This window comes from Accumulibacter sp., assembly GCF_023806565.1.
In the GTDB taxonomy this organism is placed as follows: Bacteria; Pseudomonadota; Gammaproteobacteria; order Burkholderiales; family Rhodocyclaceae; genus Accumulibacter.
In genome coordinates this window covers 1-15,341 of the sequence record NZ_JAMTDV010000099.1, presented here as the reverse complement: position 1 = coordinate 15,341, position 15,341 = coordinate 1, and the positions used below count along the sequence as shown (strand labels likewise).

At 62.0% G+C, this 15,341-nt stretch carries 14 protein-coding genes; 6 read left to right on the top strand and 8 right to left on the bottom strand.

The window, feature by feature from the left end; translation table 11 throughout:
• Positions 1-997, bottom strand: a 997-nt coding sequence (locus NFV80_RS11280) for a DNA gyrase subunit A (protein ID WP_296758717.1), incomplete at its 3' end; no start/stop codon positions are given.
• Positions 998-1,214: 217 nt separating this feature from the next.
• Between NFV80_RS11280 and NFV80_RS11275 the strand changes: the two genes are divergently transcribed.
• The 6 genes from NFV80_RS11275 to NFV80_RS11250 all read left to right on the top strand — a co-directional run bounded on the left by NFV80_RS11275 (position 1,215) and on the right by NFV80_RS11250 (position 9,044).
• On the top strand, positions 1,215-3,998 hold the full coding sequence (locus NFV80_RS11275; protein WP_295328072.1) for a DEAD/DEAH box helicase family protein: 2,784 nt from the start codon (positions 1,215-1,217) through the stop codon (positions 3,996-3,998).
• Complete coding sequence (locus tag NFV80_RS11270) at positions 3,998-5,551, top strand: restriction endonuclease subunit S (protein ID WP_295328121.1); 1,554 nt, start codon at positions 3,998-4,000, stop codon at positions 5,549-5,551. Before NFV80_RS11275 ends, NFV80_RS11270 begins: the two co-directional genes overlap by 1 nt.
• Complete coding sequence (locus NFV80_RS11265) at positions 5,548-5,742, top strand: hypothetical protein (RefSeq protein ID WP_295328074.1); 195 nt, start codon at positions 5,548-5,550, stop codon at positions 5,740-5,742. Before NFV80_RS11270 ends, NFV80_RS11265 begins: the two co-directional genes overlap by 4 nt.
• Before the next feature lie 15 nt (positions 5,743-5,757).
• Positions 5,758-6,018 (top strand): hypothetical protein, encoded by a 261-nt coding sequence (locus NFV80_RS11260; RefSeq protein ID WP_295328075.1) that lies wholly within the window; start codon positions 5,758-5,760, stop codon positions 6,016-6,018.
• A gap of 38 nt (positions 6,019-6,056) precedes the next feature.
• On the top strand, positions 6,057-7,535 hold the full coding sequence (locus NFV80_RS11255) for a class I SAM-dependent DNA methyltransferase (RefSeq protein ID WP_295328077.1): 1,479 nt from the start codon (positions 6,057-6,059) through the stop codon (positions 7,533-7,535).
• 300 nt (positions 7,536-7,835) lie between these two features.
• Positions 7,836-9,044, top strand: a complete 1,209-nt coding sequence (locus tag NFV80_RS11250) for a cation diffusion facilitator family transporter (protein ID WP_295328079.1) — start codon at positions 7,836-7,838, stop codon at positions 9,042-9,044.
• On the opposite strand, the gene NFV80_RS11245 is transcribed toward NFV80_RS11250, so the two are convergent.
• The 7 genes from NFV80_RS11245 to hflK form a co-directional block, all read right to left on the bottom strand.
• The gene (locus NFV80_RS11245) at positions 9,045-9,536 is read right to left on the bottom strand and encodes a hypothetical protein (protein WP_295328080.1); all 492 of its coding nucleotides are present in this window, start codon (positions 9,534-9,536) and stop codon (positions 9,045-9,047) included.
• A gap of 147 nt (positions 9,537-9,683) precedes the next feature.
• Complete coding sequence (locus tag NFV80_RS11240) at positions 9,684-10,712, bottom strand: hypothetical protein (protein ID WP_295328083.1); 1,029 nt, start codon at positions 10,710-10,712, stop codon at positions 9,684-9,686.
• Between the two features lie 157 nt (positions 10,713-10,869).
• Positions 10,870-12,177, bottom strand: coding sequence for an adenylosuccinate synthase (locus tag NFV80_RS11235; protein ID WP_295328084.1), 1,308 nt, complete (start codon positions 12,175-12,177; stop codon positions 10,870-10,872).
• 2 nt (positions 12,178-12,179) lie between these two features.
• Positions 12,180-13,340, bottom strand: a complete 1,161-nt coding sequence (locus NFV80_RS11230) for an ATP phosphoribosyltransferase regulatory subunit (protein ID WP_295328089.1) — start codon at positions 13,338-13,340, stop codon at positions 12,180-12,182.
• Complete coding sequence (locus NFV80_RS11225) at positions 13,337-13,522, bottom strand: DUF2065 domain-containing protein (RefSeq protein ID WP_295328093.1); 186 nt, start codon at positions 13,520-13,522, stop codon at positions 13,337-13,339. The genes NFV80_RS11230 and NFV80_RS11225 overlap by 4 nt, the downstream gene beginning before the upstream one ends.
• A complete protein-coding gene (gene hflC / locus NFV80_RS11220; RefSeq protein ID WP_295328094.1) occupies positions 13,519-14,409 on the bottom strand; it encodes a protease modulator HflC in 891 nt (296 codons plus the stop codon). Before hflC ends, NFV80_RS11225 begins: the two co-directional genes overlap by 4 nt.
• Positions 14,409-15,341, bottom strand: a 933-nt coding sequence (gene hflK, locus NFV80_RS11215; protein WP_296758710.1) for an FtsH protease activity modulator HflK, incomplete at its 5' end; no start/stop codon positions are given. The genes hflK and hflC, both read right to left, overlap by 1 nt.

Sequence of the window (15,341 nt, the reverse complement as noted above, 5' to 3'; positions counted from 1 at the left end):
TCATGCCGAAGGTGTCCTGCAACTGCGTCTGCTTGTACAGGCAGTTGAGCACCACTTCCGCCACTTCGCCGCGCTTCAGCTCGATCACCACGCGCATGCCCGATTTGTCGGACTCGTCGCGCAGGTCGGAAATGCCGTCTATTCTCTTCTCGTTGACCAGCTCGCCGATTTTTTCGAGCAAGGTGCGCTTGTTCACCTGGTACGGCAGCTCGTCGATGATGATCGCCTGCCGGTTGCCCTTGTCGATGTCCTCGAAGTGCACCTTGCCGCGCATGACGACGCGCCCGCGCCCGGTCCGATACCCCTCACGCACACCCGCAACGCCGTAGATGATGCCGGCGGTCGGAAAATCGGGGCCAGGCAGCAGATCGATCAGTTCGTCGATCGTCGTCTCGGGATTGCCAAGCAGCGCCAGACAGGCGTCGATCACCTCGCCGAGGTTGTGCGGCGGGATGTTGGTCGCCATGCCCACGGCGATTCCCGACGAGCCGTTGATCAGCAGATTCGGGATGCGCGCCGGCAGGACCAGCGGCTCCTCCTCCGAACCGTCGTAGTTGGGCCCGAAATCCACCGTCTCCTTGTCGATGTCGGCCAGCAGTTCGTGCCCGATGCGCGCCATGCGCACTTCGGTGTAACGCATCGCCGCCGCGTTGTCGCCATCGACCGAACCGAAATTCCCTTGGCCATCGATCAGCATGTAACGCAGCGAGAAGTCCTGCGCCATGCGCACGATGGTGTCGTACACCGCCGTGTCGCCGTGCGGGTGGTACTTACCGATGACATCACCGACGATGCGTGCCGATTTCTTGTAGGGCTTGTTCCAGTCGTTCGACAATTCGTGCATCGCGAACAGCACGCGCCGATGCACCGGCTTCAGGCCATCGCGCGCGTCGGGCAAGGCGCGTCCGACGATCACGCTCATCGCGTAATCGAGATACGATCGACGCATCTCGTCTTCGAGGCTGATCGGGAGGGTTTCTCTGGCGAAAGCTTCCATCTTCAATCCGCTGGCGACGCGACTTCGGCGGCAATGTCGTCGTCTTGATCAAGCCTGGAATTCTATCACGCCAGCAATGCCTTCGACGGGCGAAATGGCCGGTCATGGGCCGTAGGACTGCAGCACCCCACGCGTCCCGCATGCCTCTTTCATCACCGGGATCGTCGGCTTCCTATATCATTCGCCGCAGTCTAGGAAAACCAACGCAGCGGCGCGAATGACCGAAAACCAGAATCCCGAACAAGCGGCCCGCGACCACATTGACGCACGGCTCGGCCGCGCCGGCTGGGTCCTTCAATCGGCCAAGAAAATCGACTTCAGCGCCGGTCCGGGCATCGCGGTTCGCGAGTACCAAACCACCGTCGGCCCCGCCGACTATGTCCTCTTCGTCGACAAGAAAGCCGTCGGCGTGATCGAAGCAAAGAAGGAAGAGCTCGGCCAAAAAATCACCGAAGTCGAAGAGCAAACGGGCGGCTATGCCGCCGCCAAGCTCAAGTGGGTCAATAACCCGGAGCCGCTACCCTTCCTCTACGAGAGTACTGGCGTCATCACCCGTTTCACCGATGGCCGCGATCCCAAGCCCCGCTCGCGCGAAGTCTTCCACTTCCACCGGCCGGAAACCCTCAAGGAGTGGATCGCTCAGGGCGACAGCCTGCGCGGGCGCCTGCAACATATCCCGCAATTGAACCCCAGCCATCGGCCCGCCGCCGAACTCCGCTTGCGCGACTGCCAGGAAAGCGCCATCGCCCGCCTCGAAGAGTCGTTCAAGTCCGACCGCCCCCGCGCCTTGATCCAGATGGCGACCGGGGCCGGCAAGACCTACACCGCCGTCACCGCGATCTACCGGCTGCTCAAGCATGCCAGGGCCAAACGTATTCTCTTCCTGGTCGACACCAGGAATCTTGGCGAACAGGCCGAGCAGGAAATGATGTCCTATGTCCCACTCGACGATAACCGCAAATTCACCGAGCTCTACAACGTTCAGCGCCTGAAGTCCGCCTATATCGCCAAGGATAGCCAGGTCTGCATCAGCACCATCCAGCGCCTCTACTCCATCCTCAAGGACACCCCGCTCGAAGAAGCCGCCGAAGAGATCAACCCGGCCGAGCTGGCCCAGCCCAAGGCCCCGATGCCCCTCGTCTATACCGAGAAGGTGCCGCCGGAGTTCTTCGATTTCATCTTCATCGACGAATGCCACCGCTCCATCTACAACCTCTGGCAACAGGTGCTCGATTACTTCGACGCCAGCCTCATCGGCCTCACCGCCACCCCGGACAACCGTACCTACGGCTTCTTCAAGAAAAACGTCGTCAGCGACTACAGCCACGAAAAGGCCGTTGCCGACGGCGTCAATGTCGGCAACGAGGTTTATGTGATCGAGACCCAGGTCACCAAGGCCGGTGCCGAAATCAAGGCGCAGCAACAGGTCGAGCGACGCGAAAAGCTCACCCGCAAGAAACGCTGGGAACAACAGGACGAAGACGAAGCCTACAGCGCCACCCAACTGGACCGCGCCATCGTCAACCCGGACCAGATTCGCACCGTCATCCGCACCTTCCGCGACAAGCTGCCGGAAATCTTCCCCGGCCGGAAGGAAGTGCCGAAAACCCTCATCTTCGCCAAGACCGACAGCCACGCCGACGACATCATCCAGACCGTACGCGAGGAATTCGGCGAAGGCAACGCCTTCTGCAAGAAGCTCACGTACAAGATCGACGAAGACCCCAAGTCCGTCCTCGCCCAGTTCCGCAACGACTACTATCCGCGCATCGCGGTTACCGTGGACATGATCGCCACAGGTACGGACGTCAAACCGCTCGAATGCCTGCTCTTCATGCGCGACGTGAAAAGCCGCAACTACTTCGAGCAGATGAAGGGGCGCGGCACCCGCACGCTGGACATGGACGAACTGCGCAAGGTCACCCCCTCCGCCAGGAGCGCCAAGACGCACTATGTGATTGTGGACGCCATCGGCGTCACCAGGTCGCTCAAGACCGCCAGCCAGCCGCTCATCACCAGGCCCACGGTGCCGCTCAAGGATCTGGCCATGGCCGTCGTGATGGGCGCCACCGACGAAGACACCGTTTCCTCACTCGCGGGCCGTCTGGCACGTCTCAACAAGCAACTCAATGCCAACGAACAGCGGCTGCTCCGCGAAAAAGCCGGCGGCATCGAACTCGGCCAGCTCGTCGGCAAACTGTTCGGCGCCATCGACGCCGACAACGTCGAAGCCCGGGCGCTCGAACTCGCCGGCCTGCCCATCGGCAGCGACCCCGGCGATGCCAAGCGGCAGCAGGCGCAAGAGCAATTGGTTCAGGCCGTCGCCAAGGTCTTCAACGGCGAACTCGTCGAGCTCATCGACGCCATCCGCCGCGACAAAGAGCAGACCATCGACCACGACAACCTCGATACCGTCCTGCGTGCGGAATGGGACAAGGACGCCGCCAGCAACGCTCAGGCGCTGACCGAGGAATTCGCCGACTACCTGAAGGCCAGTCAGGACAACATTACCGCCCTGACCATCTTCTTCAGCCAGTCCTGGCGCCGGCGTGAGTTGAGCTTCGAACTGATCCGCCAGGTGCTCGACAAGCTCAAGACCGACAAACCCAGGCTCGCCCCGCTACGCGTATGGCAAGCCTACAGCCAGTTGGATGGCGTCAAGGGCGAGCAGCCGATCAGCGAACTCACCGCGCTCGTCGCCTTGATCCGCCGCGTCTGCGGCATCGACGACAAGCTCTCGACCTTCGACGACACCGTCCGCCGCAACTTCCAGAACTGGATCATGAAGCACCACTCCGGCGGCAGCGAGAAATTCAACGAAGAACAAATGGGCTGGTTACGCATGATTCGCGACCACGTCGCCAGCTCGTTCCATATCGAGCGCGACGATCTCGAAATGTCGCCTTTCGATGGGCAAGGCGGATTGGGAAAAATGTACCAGCTGTTTGGTGCGCAGATGGACATGCTGCTCGATGAATTGAATGAAGTGTTGGTAGCTTGATGACGATCTGTGCCGAAGACCTGCCATCGAGCTGGTGCAAAACAGCAATCTCGGAAGTCTGTACCGTCAATCCGACGCTAGACAAATTAGCGGTCAGTGACGACTTGGAAGTCTCCTTTGTACCGATGCCGGCCGTAGCAGCCGGAACAGGAGCGATAGACGTGTCAGAGTTGCGGAAATTCTCCGAGGTAAAGAAAGGCTATACCGCGTTTCAATATCAGGATGTTCTCTTCGCCAAGATTACGCCCTGCATGGAAAACGGGAAAATGGCTGTGGTACCAGAGGTCAAGAACGGCTTGGGCTTTGGTTCAACCGAATTTCATGTCCTTCGGGCACATTCTGGGGTTATCCCTGAATACGTCTATTACTTCGTTTCCTCAGACGCTTTTCGTCATGAAGCCGAAGCCAATATGTCCGGCGCTGTGGGCCAACGGCGCGTACCAACACCATATCTTTCCAACTGTAACTTTCCGCTACCTCCAACAACTGAACAGCTACGGATCGTCGCCAAAATCGAAGAGCTGTTCTCCGAGCTGGATAAGGGCATCGAAAGCCTGAAAACCGCCCAGTCCCAGCTCAAGGTCTATCGCCAAGCCCTGCTCAAGCACGCATTCGACGGCAAACTTAGCGCCCAATGGCGTGCTGAAAATTCCGACAAACTCGATACCGCTGAAGCCTTGCTTGAGCGCATTCGGCGCGAACGTACCGAACGCCACAAGAGACAACTGGCTGCGTGGGAGACTGGAAAAAAACTGGATACAAGGCCCAAAGCCCCCAAGCCGCTACCTCCACTGACGCCCGAAGAGTGCGCTGAGTTGCCCGAACTGCCCCTTGGGTGGGCCTGGGTCAAAGTTGGCGAACTTGGAACATTAGGTACTGGCGTTACGCCATTAAAGAGCCGTAAAGAGTTTTACGAGGGTGGCACGATTCCTTGGGTCACAAGCGGTGCTTTAAACGCTAGCTACGTTACTAAAGCGAGCGACGTTGTCACTGACACCGCGTTGCGGGAGACCAAACTAAGGCTCTACCCGAAACACACGTTGTTGGTTGCCCTGTACGGTGAGGGAAAAACCCGTGGCAAATGCTCTGAGTTACTTATTGAAGCGACTACTAATCAGGCGATTGCTGCCATCCTTCTTGAGGGAATAGCTGGAAAATTACGGCCATATGTGAAGTGGTTTTTCCAGAAAAATTACGGCGATATTCGTATGAAGTCCTCTGGGGGAGTGCAACCGAATTTGAATCTCGGCATCGTCGAAAATACCGCTGTCCCTATCTGCTCGCTCGAAGAGGCTCTGCAGCTCGTCGAGACTCTTGAATCCAGACTCTCCGAAGTCGACCAACTCGACCAAATCCTTGCTAGTGCATTGCAGCAAGCTGACGCATTGCGCCAATCCATCCTGAAAAAAGCCTTCTCCGGCCAATTGGTGCCGCAAGACCCGCAGGACGAACCCGCCTCGACACTGCTCGCACGGATCAAGGCGGCGCGCGAGTCTTCCACGAAACGAACAGCCGCCACCACCGGGCGGCGCACAAGAAAGGCGGCGGCATGAGCACACTGCGCCAGCTCACCGGCGGTTCGCTTGCCATCCCGGCGGCCACCGCGTGGTATCTCGCCGATCTCGGCGAGTTCCTGGATCGGGCGCTACATCAGCCTGGAACGCCTGGTCGAGCAGAGGCCGGTTGCTACGAAACCCTGGAGCAAAGTTCGCAAGGCTGGCACGAGAGCAAGAACGATCCGTGACCCTACGTCAATTTCGTGCTGTCGATTTTGAAGAGTGCCTACCGCGATCTCGTCGAGCGTGTCGGCGGGGTGAGCGCGCCGCGCGGAGCCAAGACCGAGCTGGTGCTGACCGCCATCAATCAGTTTTCCGGCGAATTCACGGTTTCGCAGCTCGAGCGGGAGTGTCCCGGCGTCAGCCGCGACATGGTGCGCCGTGTGTTGCGCGCCCAACAGGCCGCTGGCGTCATCGAGTGCCAGGGGCGTGGTCCTGCGGCGCGTTGGTTCAAGAAAGGGTAATTGCCCTTTGGTCAGGGTAATAGAGAGGGTAATAAGGCATGAACGCGACCGCCGCCATCGTCTCCAAGGTCTGGAGTTTCTGTACCACGCTGCGCGATGACGGCGTCGGCTACGGCGACTATCTCGAACAGCTCACCTATCTGATCTTCCTCAAGATGGCGGACGAGTACAGCCAGCCGCCCTACAGCCGCAAGGTGGGCATTCCCACCGAATACAGCTGGCCCGCACTCAAGGCCAAACGCGGCGCGGAGCTCGAAGTGCATTACGTCACCCTGCTGCGTGAGCTGGGCAACAAGCCCGGCATGCTCGGCTCGATCTTCACCAAGGCGCAGAACAAGATTCAGGACCCGGCCAAGCTCTATCGGCTGATCGACATGATCGACGAAACGCAGTGGGTCACCCTGGGGGCGGATGTCAAAGGCGACATCTACGAAGGACTGCTCGAACGCAATGCCGAGGATACCAAGTCCGGGGCGGGCCAATACTTCACGCCGCGCGCCCTGATCCGCGCCATGGTCGAATGCATACGCCCGGAACCGGGCAAGACGATTGCCGACCCGGCCTGCGGTACCGGCGGTTTCTTCCTCGCCGCCTATGATTTCCTCGTCGCCACGCACGCGCTGGACAAGGCGCAGAAGGCCTTCCTCAAGCACGAAACCTTCTTCGGCAACGAGATCGTCGCCAGCACCCGCCGTCTGGCGCTGATGAACATGTTCCTGCACAACATCGGCGAGATCGACGGTGAAAGCTCCATCTCCCCCAACGATGCTCTCGTCGCCAGCTCGGCGAAAACCTTCGACTACGTGCTCGCCAATCCGCCGTTCGGCAAGAAGAGCTCGATGAGCTTCACCAATGAAGAAGGCGAACAGGAGAAGGATGACCTCACCTACAACCGACAGGACTTCTGGGCAACTACCTCAAACAAGCAGCTCAATTTCGTTCAGCACGTCCGCACCCTGCTCAAGACCACCGGCCGCGCCGCCGTGGTCGTGCCCGACAACGTGCTGTTCGAAGGCGGTGCCGGCGAAACCGTACGCAGGAAGCTGATGGAAACGACCGACCTGCACACCATCCTGCGCCTGCCGACCGGCATCTTCTACGCCAACGGCGTCAAGGCGAACGTGCTGTTCTTCGACAACCACGCCGCCCGCAGGGAACCGTGGACCAAGGAAGTGTGGTTCTACGACTACCGCACCAACATCCACCACACGCTGAAGAAAAAGCCGCTGCGCTTCGAGGATTTGCAGGATTTCCTCGCCTGCTACCACCCGCGGAACCGTCACGAGCGCAAAGAGACCTGGAACGAGAACACCAACCCGGAAGGCCGCTGGCGCAAATACACCTACGAGCAGATCGCCGCCCGCGACAAAACGAGCCTCGACCTCTTCTGGCTCAAGGACAAGAGCCTCGCCGACCTCGACCACTTGCCCGAGCCGGAGGAAATCGCCGCCGAGATCATCGACAACCTCGAAGCCGGGCTGGACAGCTTCCGGACGATTGCGGGAGCCCTCGCCTAGCCGCCAGCAAACGCCGACCCGGGCAGTGATGGCTGGCGCTACTTTCCCGACCAGCGTGCCGACTGGCTCAAGGGCGAAACGGGGTGATGGCCGTGCTGCGGGAAAGGAAACCGAACCGGGCCGGCCAACCCGGACGAAGCAGTTGGTGTCGGTCGGCCAGTCGTTGTGGTGCAAGTTCTTTCTCTCCCGGCACCCGCGGCAAGAGGATGAGAGTATATTTGGCGCCCACAAATTTTCTTTGAGCTACCCCGGCGCGGCGGCCATCGGTTCCTGTCGCGCCGACCTTCCGGAGGCCAGCGCATGGAAGTGCCCGCAAACGACACCAGGCAGGAAAACTACCGGGCCGCCCAACGGGTGACCCAAGTGGGCACGGGCGCAGACGTCTTCCTGAGTCTGGCCAAACTGATCATCGGCTTCATGAGTCATTCGGCGGCGCTGATCGCCGAGGGCCTGCATTCCAGCGCCGACGTGCTGTTCGATCTCGTGGTTCTGATCGGCATGCATCTCGCCCGCAAGAAGGCGGACGAGGGGCACCCCTACGGCCACGGCAAGTTCGAAAGTCTGGCAACCTTGCTGCTTGCGCTGATCCTGCTCGGAGTGGCGGTCGGCATCGCGCTCGACGCCGCCAACCGGATCAAGGACCCGGACCTCACCGCCCCGGGACAGATTGCGCTGTGGGTGGCGGCCGGGTCGATGCTGGTCAAGGAATTGCTTTACCAATACACGGTGCGGGTCGGACGCCGCATCGGTTCCAACATCATCATCGCCAATGCCTGGCACCACCGCAGCGACGCAGTCGCTTCGTTTGCCGCCCTGCTCGGCATCGCCGGCGCGCTTGCCGGCTGGCCGATGCTCGATCCGGTCGCGGCTATCGGTGTCGCCTACTTCGTCGGCAAGGTCGGCGTCGAAATCGCCATCGACTCGCTGGAGGAATTGACCGATTCCGCGGAGGCTGTCGACAACGAGGTGCGGGCGACGATCACCAAGCTGATCAACGAGCATCCGCAGGTGCGCTCCGCCCACTTGCTCAAGGCCCGCAAACTGGGACCCGACATTCTGGTCGACGTGCACGTGGTGGTGGACCCCTTTCTCTCGGTCACCGAAGGACACCAGATCGCCGACCAGGTGGAAAAGACCCTGTTGAGCGAAGTGCTCGACATCACGGCGGTGATGGTCCACGTCGACACCTCGGACGAACTCGCGGATGGCGAAATCCGCGTCTATGCCAATCGCCACGAGTTGCGCGAACGCTTCGACTACCATGCGCAACTGCAAGCTCCGTTGCGCGAACTACGTGAAGTGATTCCCCACTACACGCAGGACGGCATCGTCGCCGAGGTCTTTCTCTCCGCGCACGACGACGCCTCGGTCGACTCCGTCATCACCAGCGCCATGCAGCTTGGCCGGCAGTTGCATCAGAGCCATGACGACGTCACCAAGGTTCGCATGCACCTCTTCCTCGGCGAAGACCGGGGTCCGCTCCCAGTACCGCAGGGCGTGCCGGACTGACTAGCTCCGACCGATTTCTTTCGAATCAACACGCGCCTCGCGCAGCATCGGCTGCAGACCCTGCGCGAGAACTTCTGCGGCGCGACCCGAAAGCTGGTACCAAGGGATGGCGAGGTTCAGCAGGGCATCGCCCAGCGCAGCCCGCCGCGTAGCGAAGTCCTCGCCGCTGCCACCGGTCGCCAGGCGAACGGCGCTGCCAGCAACGGCGACGCTTGCCTCGCTGCTTTCGGTCAGGAACTGCTGCATCTCGCCCTGCAGCGCCCAGCCCATGGCGACGGCCGATTCGAGCGAAACAGTGCCCTTTTCCCGGAGCATGGCGCCGAGTTCGCTCCAGTCCGGGCGTTCGCGCAGGGTTGCACTGCGCAGCAGGCTGGTACTGCATTGACCAACCACTTCCAGGGAACGCAGCATCAATGCATTGCTCTGTCGCCCCAGCCGGATCCACTGCAGTACCGGCGCGAGCAGTTGGTCACGTAGTTCCTCTCGATCCATGGCGAATTCCCCCCGACAGGTATGGCGGACGCGAAAACCCGCGCCCTTGGTGTCGCGCTTTCCCGGTGCAAGCCGGATCGCGATGGCCCGCGCGGCGACACTGCACTGGCTGCCGCTGGCCTTTGTCTCGAAGCTGCCCTGCCCTGCTCAGAGGTAGCGCACCGCAGCGTCGAAATTGATCTTCTGCATTCTGGGCAGTTCGGAACGTTCCACCCGCCCCAAAACAAATGCCCTGCGCGCCGTCGAGGCACCGCTCAGCTCGGCCACGGCAAATTCGACTTCGGCGGTCGTTTGGCCACTGCTCGTCTCGCTGACGACGTTCATCGCATCCAGACGCAACTGCCTGGGCTCGATGCGCAGGTAACGGGCCGGGTTATCGAGCACCTCCTTCAGGCAGTCGAGCTCGAATTCCAGCACCGATTCATTGCCCCCGAGCGCCTCCAGTTGCCGCTCATTCTCGAGCAGTTCCGCCTCCAGCCTGGCCTGCTCGCTGCGCGCCGCCGGCGGGCCGCCGAACATCGATCCGAGCCCCGGCCCCTGCTGCTGCAGCAGGCGCAGACGCGCCCGGATCAGCGAACGGTTCCCTTCGAGTTCCTGCCGCTCGCTGCGATCCTCGCCGATCTCGGCCAAAGCCTGCGCAAGCAGATACTCGAAAGCCTGTGTGCCGATGACGCGCTTCAAGCGCGATTCGTCACGACCGCAGAGATGCGCCCGGTGATCCGAAAAACTGACGCTGGTCTGCACCACATCCCTCTGCACGGTGTCGCCATGCAGCGCCATGCCGAAGATGCGCTGTTCGTTGAAAGCCATTCCCAGCACCAGATACGCTTCATCGAGTTCGGGAAACTTGTCGAACAGGGCGCGCAGATTTTCGGATCGCCCAAGCGTCGTCGTGATGTCGCTCGGGGCGACGAAAAAAGCCCGCAATGCCGGATCAGCACTCCAACTCGCCGACGATATCTGGCGCGTGGCCGGCAGTACCTTGACCAACGTGCGCAGAAATTCGATCGTCGTCTCGACCGCCGGCGCGAGGCGCCGCTGGCAAGAAGGCAGCACGCTCAGCCGCGGGTTGGTGAGGGCGATCGCCTTGTCGGTTGCCTCGCGAATCAGCTCTTCGGAAACGCGATCCGGATCGAACTGCGCCGGCCTGTTCTTGAACCAGTCGAGAATGCCCATGCCCACCTCCCACGAAAGAAGACGTCGCTGCATCATAGCAGACGCAGCAAGCCGGCGTACGAGCCGTCTCCTTCGCCCGCCTGGCGACCGCCTGCCTGCGCCACCGCCGGAGTCCGGCGATGCAGCCGGCCGCCACCCGCCGGGACGTTGCGCGCGGTTACGCCAGTGGATGACGCCGGACCACCGTCTCCGCACGCTCCGGGCCCGTGGACACGATGTCCACCGGGCTGCCGCACAACTCCTCGATGCGCGCCAGGTACGCCTGCGCTGCCGCCGGCAGAGCGGCCATCGTATTGGCGCCAACGGTGGATGCGGACCATCCGGGAAGGGTTTCGAGCACCGGCTCGCACGCCGCGACGTCATCGGCACCCATCGGCAGCAGCTCGACCAAGCGGCCATCGAGACGATAGCCGGTGCAGATCTTCACCTCGGGCAGACCATCGAGAACGTCGAGCTTGGTGATGCACAGACCGGTCACGCCGTTGATCTGGATCGAGCGCTTGAGCGCGGCGATGTCGAGCCAGCCGCAGCGACGCTTGCGTCCCGTCACCGTGCCGAATTCGCAACCCTTTTGCGACATCTGGTGGCCGGGCAGGCCTGCCGTCTCGATGTCGAGTTCGCTCGGAAAGGGACCACCACCGACGCGCGTGCAATACGCCTTGGTGATTCCGAGCACGTAATGCAGCATTCCCGGCCCGATGCCAGAGCCGGCGGCAGCCTGGCCGGCAACACAGTTCGAGGAGGTGACAAAGGGATAGGTGCCGTGATCGACGTCGAGCAAGGCACCCTGCGCGCCCTCGAACAACAGGTTGTGACCCGCCCGGTTGAGCGCGTGCAGGGCGGCGGAAACGTCGCTGACGAGCGGCTTGATTTCCTCGGCGTCGGCCATCGCCTGCGTCAGCACGGCGCCGAAATCGACCGCCTGCGCCCCAAGATAACGGGTCAGGACGAAATTGTGGTAGTCGAGGTTTTCCCGCAGCTTGTCGGCAAAACGATCCGGATAGAACAGATCATAGATGCGCAGCGCGCGCCGCGCCACCTTGTCCTCATACGCCGGACCGATGCCTTTGCCGGTGGTGCCGATGCGTACGCCCGCCCCGCGCGCCGCCTCGCGCGCGTGATCAAGCGCGGCATGATAGGCGAGAATGATCGGGCAGCCCGGGCTGATCTTGAGACGCGAGCGCACATCGATGCCGCCTGCCTCGATCACCCGGATTTCGCTGAGCAGGTGGTGAATGTCGAGCACGACGCCGTTGCCGATGAAGCAATCGACGCCGTCGCGGACGATCCCGGAGGGAACCAGATTCAGCTTGTATACCTTGTCGCCGACGACCAGCGTATGGCCGGCGTTGTGGCCACCCTGAAAACGAACGACGCCCCTGGCGTGATCCGTCAGCCAGTCGACGATCTTGCCCTTGCCTTCGTCGCCCCATTGCGTGCCGACGACCACGACATTCCTTGCCATGATTATGATCCGTTCCCGTTGATCGGCTCGATGAGCCACTGTCCACCGCGTTCGACCAGCTGCCGGTCGCACGGTGGTCCTTCGCTGCCAGTCTCGCCCGGCAGGAGTTCGACGACCACCTCGCCCTGCGCCCGCAGTGCGGCCAGCGTACGTGCCAGGACACCGTCGCTGGCCGCGCAGGGTGCCAGAATCGCTGCTCGCCGAAGGTCGCTCGCCGCCAGGCGTGCCAGCTCGCGCAGATCCAGCGAGAAACCGGTCGCCGGCCGGGCGCGTCCGAAAGCGCTGCCGACGCCGTCGTAACGGCCGCCGCGTGCGATGGTACCGGAGAAGCCCGGGCAATAGGCGGCAAAGACGACACCGTTGTGATAGTGGTAACCGCGCAGATCGGCAAGGTCGAAGGACAGCGGCAGATCGGGCAGCGATTCGTGCAGCTGTCGCAAGGTTGCCAGTGCGGCAGCGATTTCCGGCAGGGCTGGCAGCACCGTCGCCGCCGCCGTGAGCGTTTCGGCGCCGCCAAAGAGTTCGGGCAGCGCCAGCAGTGCCGAACGCAGCGGCTCGTCCAGCCTGCCGCAAAGCTCGCGCAGACCCGGGACGTCCTTGCCCTGCAGCAATTGCAGGAGCACTCCCTCGAGTTCGGCATCGAGGCCGGCAGCCGCCGCCAGCGCACGGAAAACTCCCACATGCCCGAGATCGATGCGTGCCGCCGGAACGCCGGCGCTGCCGAGAGCCGCCGCCAGCAGACGAATGACTTCGCGGTCGGCGGCAACGCCGGCATGCCCATACAGTTCGGCCCCGAGCTGTATGGGCTCGCGGCTTGCCGCCAGCGAAGCCGGCAAGGTATGCAGCACGCTGCCGCAGTAGCAGAGACGCGTCACGCCCTGGCGATTGAGCAGATGGGCGTCGATCCGGGCAACCTGTGGCGTGGTGTCGGCGCGCACGCCGAGGGTGCGTCCCGACAACTGGTCGACGAGCTTGAAGGTGCGCAGCCGCAAATCCTGGCCCGAACCGGTGAGCAACGATTCGAGGTGTTCGAGCAGCGGCGGCATCACCAGTTCGTAGCCATGCACGCGAAACAGGTCGAGCAATGCCCGGCGCAGCCGTTCGATCTGGGCGGCTTCCGACGGCAGCGCATCGGCGATGTGCTCGGGGAGCAGCCAGTTCATCGGAAGATCATCAGCAGCACCAGCCCGATCAACATCGAGGTCAGGCCGATGAAACGTATCTGCCCATCGGAAAAGCGAATCAGGCGGCGAAAGGTTTCGCGCCAGGCGCTGGGCGCCACGAACGGCAGCACTCCTTCAATCACCAGCATCAGGGCCAGGGCGAGCAGCAACAGTTTCATCATTTGCCGGCTTTGTCGCCACCCCGACCGATGCTCTTCATGTATTTGAAGAAGTCCGAGTTGGGCTCGACGACGATCACGTCGTTCTTGCCCTTGAAGCTGTTGCGATACGCTTCGAGACTGCGGTAGAAGGCGTAGAACTCGGGGCTGCTTTCAAACGCCTGCGCGTAAATCGCGGACGCCTTGGCGTCGCCCTCTCCCTTCATTTTCTGCGCATCCCGATACGCCTCGGCGATGATCACCTCGCGCTGCTTGTCCGCATCGGCACGGATCTTCTCGGCTTCGGCCGCGCCCTGCGAGCGAAGCTCATTGGCCACCCGCTTGCGCTCGGCGTCCATCCGACGGTACACCGATTCGCTGACGTCGGTCGGCAATTCGACGCGCTTGACCCGCACATCGACGATCTGCACGCCGATCTTGCGCGCATCGAGGTCGGCCTTCTCGCGCATCTGTTCCATGATCTTGTCGCGCTCGCCCGAAACGACGTCATGCACGGTGCGCTTGCCGAACTCTTCGCGCAGGCCCGCATTCACCGTCTGTGTGAGACGCGTCTTGGCCCGCGACTCATCACCCGCCACCGAGATGTAGTACAGCTTGGGATCGATGATTCGCCATTTCGTGAACGAATCGACGAGCACATTCTTTTTTTCGGAAGTGATGAAACGTTCGGGCTCCGCACTGTCCAGAGTAAGGATGCGCTTGTCGAAGTAGCGCACGTTCTGGATCATCGGCCACTTGAAGTACAGCCCCGGTTCCTCGATCACGTTGCGGATTTCGCCGAGCTGGAAGACGATCGCGTACTGACGCTGATCGACCGTGAAAATGGTGGCGCCGAGCACCACCAGCACGCCGACGAAAACGGCCGCGACGACATTCATGTTGGCTCTCATCAGCGCGACTCCCGATCGCGCTGGCGCAAGGTGTCACGCGAACGCACGTCATTCTTGTCGACCACCTGCGGCGGTACCTCGCTGCCGATCGCCGGCGCCGGGCGCGAAGCCGCCGGTTGCTCCCCCGCGCCACTCGCCCCTGCCGAAGCGGCGGCCGCACCGGCGGCCTGCATCAGCTTGTCGAGCGGAAGGTAGAGCAGGTTTCCCTGTCCCCTGGTATCGAGCAGCACCTTGCTGGCATTCGCATAGACCTGCTGCATGGTGTCCAGATACATCCGGCTGCGCGTGACCTCCGGCGCCTTGGCGTACTCGGTATAGATCTGCTTGAAACGGCTGGCGTCGCCCTCCGAGTCGGCAATCACCCGCTTCCGGTAACCCTCGGCCTCTTCGAGCAGCCGCGCCGCCGTCCCACGGGCTTTGGGAATCACGTCGTTGGCGTAGGCCTGCCCCTCGTTCTTTTGCCGCTCGCGGTCCTGCGAGGCCTTGACGGCGTCGTCGAACGATGCCTGTACCTGCTCCGGCGGTTGTGCGTTCTGCATCGTGACCTTCGAGATCAGAATGCCGGTCTTGTATCGATCGAGAATTTCCTGCATCAGCTTCGCCGCATTGACCGCAACCTGCTCGCGCCCCTCATAGAGGACGAAATCCATCTTGTTCTTGCCGACGATTTCGCGAATCGCCGTTTCCGCGACCTGCATCACCGCGTCGTCGGGATGCCGGTTGTTGAAGACGTAGACGACGGGATCGTTCAGGAACCACTGCACGGCAAACTGGATGTTGATGATGTTCTCGTCGTCGGTAAGCATCAGCGCTTCCTTGAGAACCTTGTTCTTCTCGCTGCCACGATAACCGATTTCCACCGTACGCACGCCGGAAACATTGACCAGTTCGTGCGCCTGGATCGGGTACGGCAAGCGCCAGCGCAGCCCCGG

Excerpts from the sequence above, each read along its gene's own strand:
- NFV80_RS11275 (WP_295328072.1), top strand. The coding sequence starts at position 1,215 with ATGACCGAAAACCAGAATCCCGAACAAGCGGCCCGCGACCACATTGAC.
- NFV80_RS11270 (WP_295328121.1), top strand. The coding sequence starts at position 3,998 with ATGACGATCTGTGCCGAAGACCTGCCATCGAGCTGGTGCAAAACAGCA.
- NFV80_RS11265 (WP_295328074.1), top strand. The coding sequence starts at position 5,548 with ATGAGCACACTGCGCCAGCTCACCGGCGGTTCGCTTGCCATCCCGGCG.
- NFV80_RS11255 (WP_295328077.1), top strand. The coding sequence starts at position 6,057 with ATGAACGCGACCGCCGCCATCGTCTCCAAGGTCTGGAGTTTCTGTACC.
- NFV80_RS11250 (WP_295328079.1), top strand. The coding sequence starts at position 7,836 with ATGGAAGTGCCCGCAAACGACACCAGGCAGGAAAACTACCGGGCCGCC.
- NFV80_RS11245 (WP_295328080.1), bottom strand. The coding sequence starts at position 9,536 with ATGGATCGAGAGGAACTACGTGACCAACTGCTCGCGCCGGTACTGCAG.
- NFV80_RS11240 (WP_295328083.1), bottom strand. The coding sequence starts at position 10,712 with ATGGGCATTCTCGACTGGTTCAAGAACAGGCCGGCGCAGTTCGATCCG.
- NFV80_RS11235 (WP_295328084.1), bottom strand. The coding sequence starts at position 12,177 with ATGGCAAGGAATGTCGTGGTCGTCGGCACGCAATGGGGCGACGAAGGC.
- NFV80_RS11230 (WP_295328089.1), bottom strand. The coding sequence starts at position 13,340 with ATGAACTGGCTGCTCCCCGAGCACATCGCCGATGCGCTGCCGTCGGAA.
- NFV80_RS11225 (WP_295328093.1), bottom strand. The coding sequence starts at position 13,522 with ATGATGAAACTGTTGCTGCTCGCCCTGGCCCTGATGCTGGTGATTGAA.
- hflC (WP_295328094.1), bottom strand. The coding sequence starts at position 14,409 with ATGAGAGCCAACATGAATGTCGTCGCGGCCGTTTTCGTCGGCGTGCTG.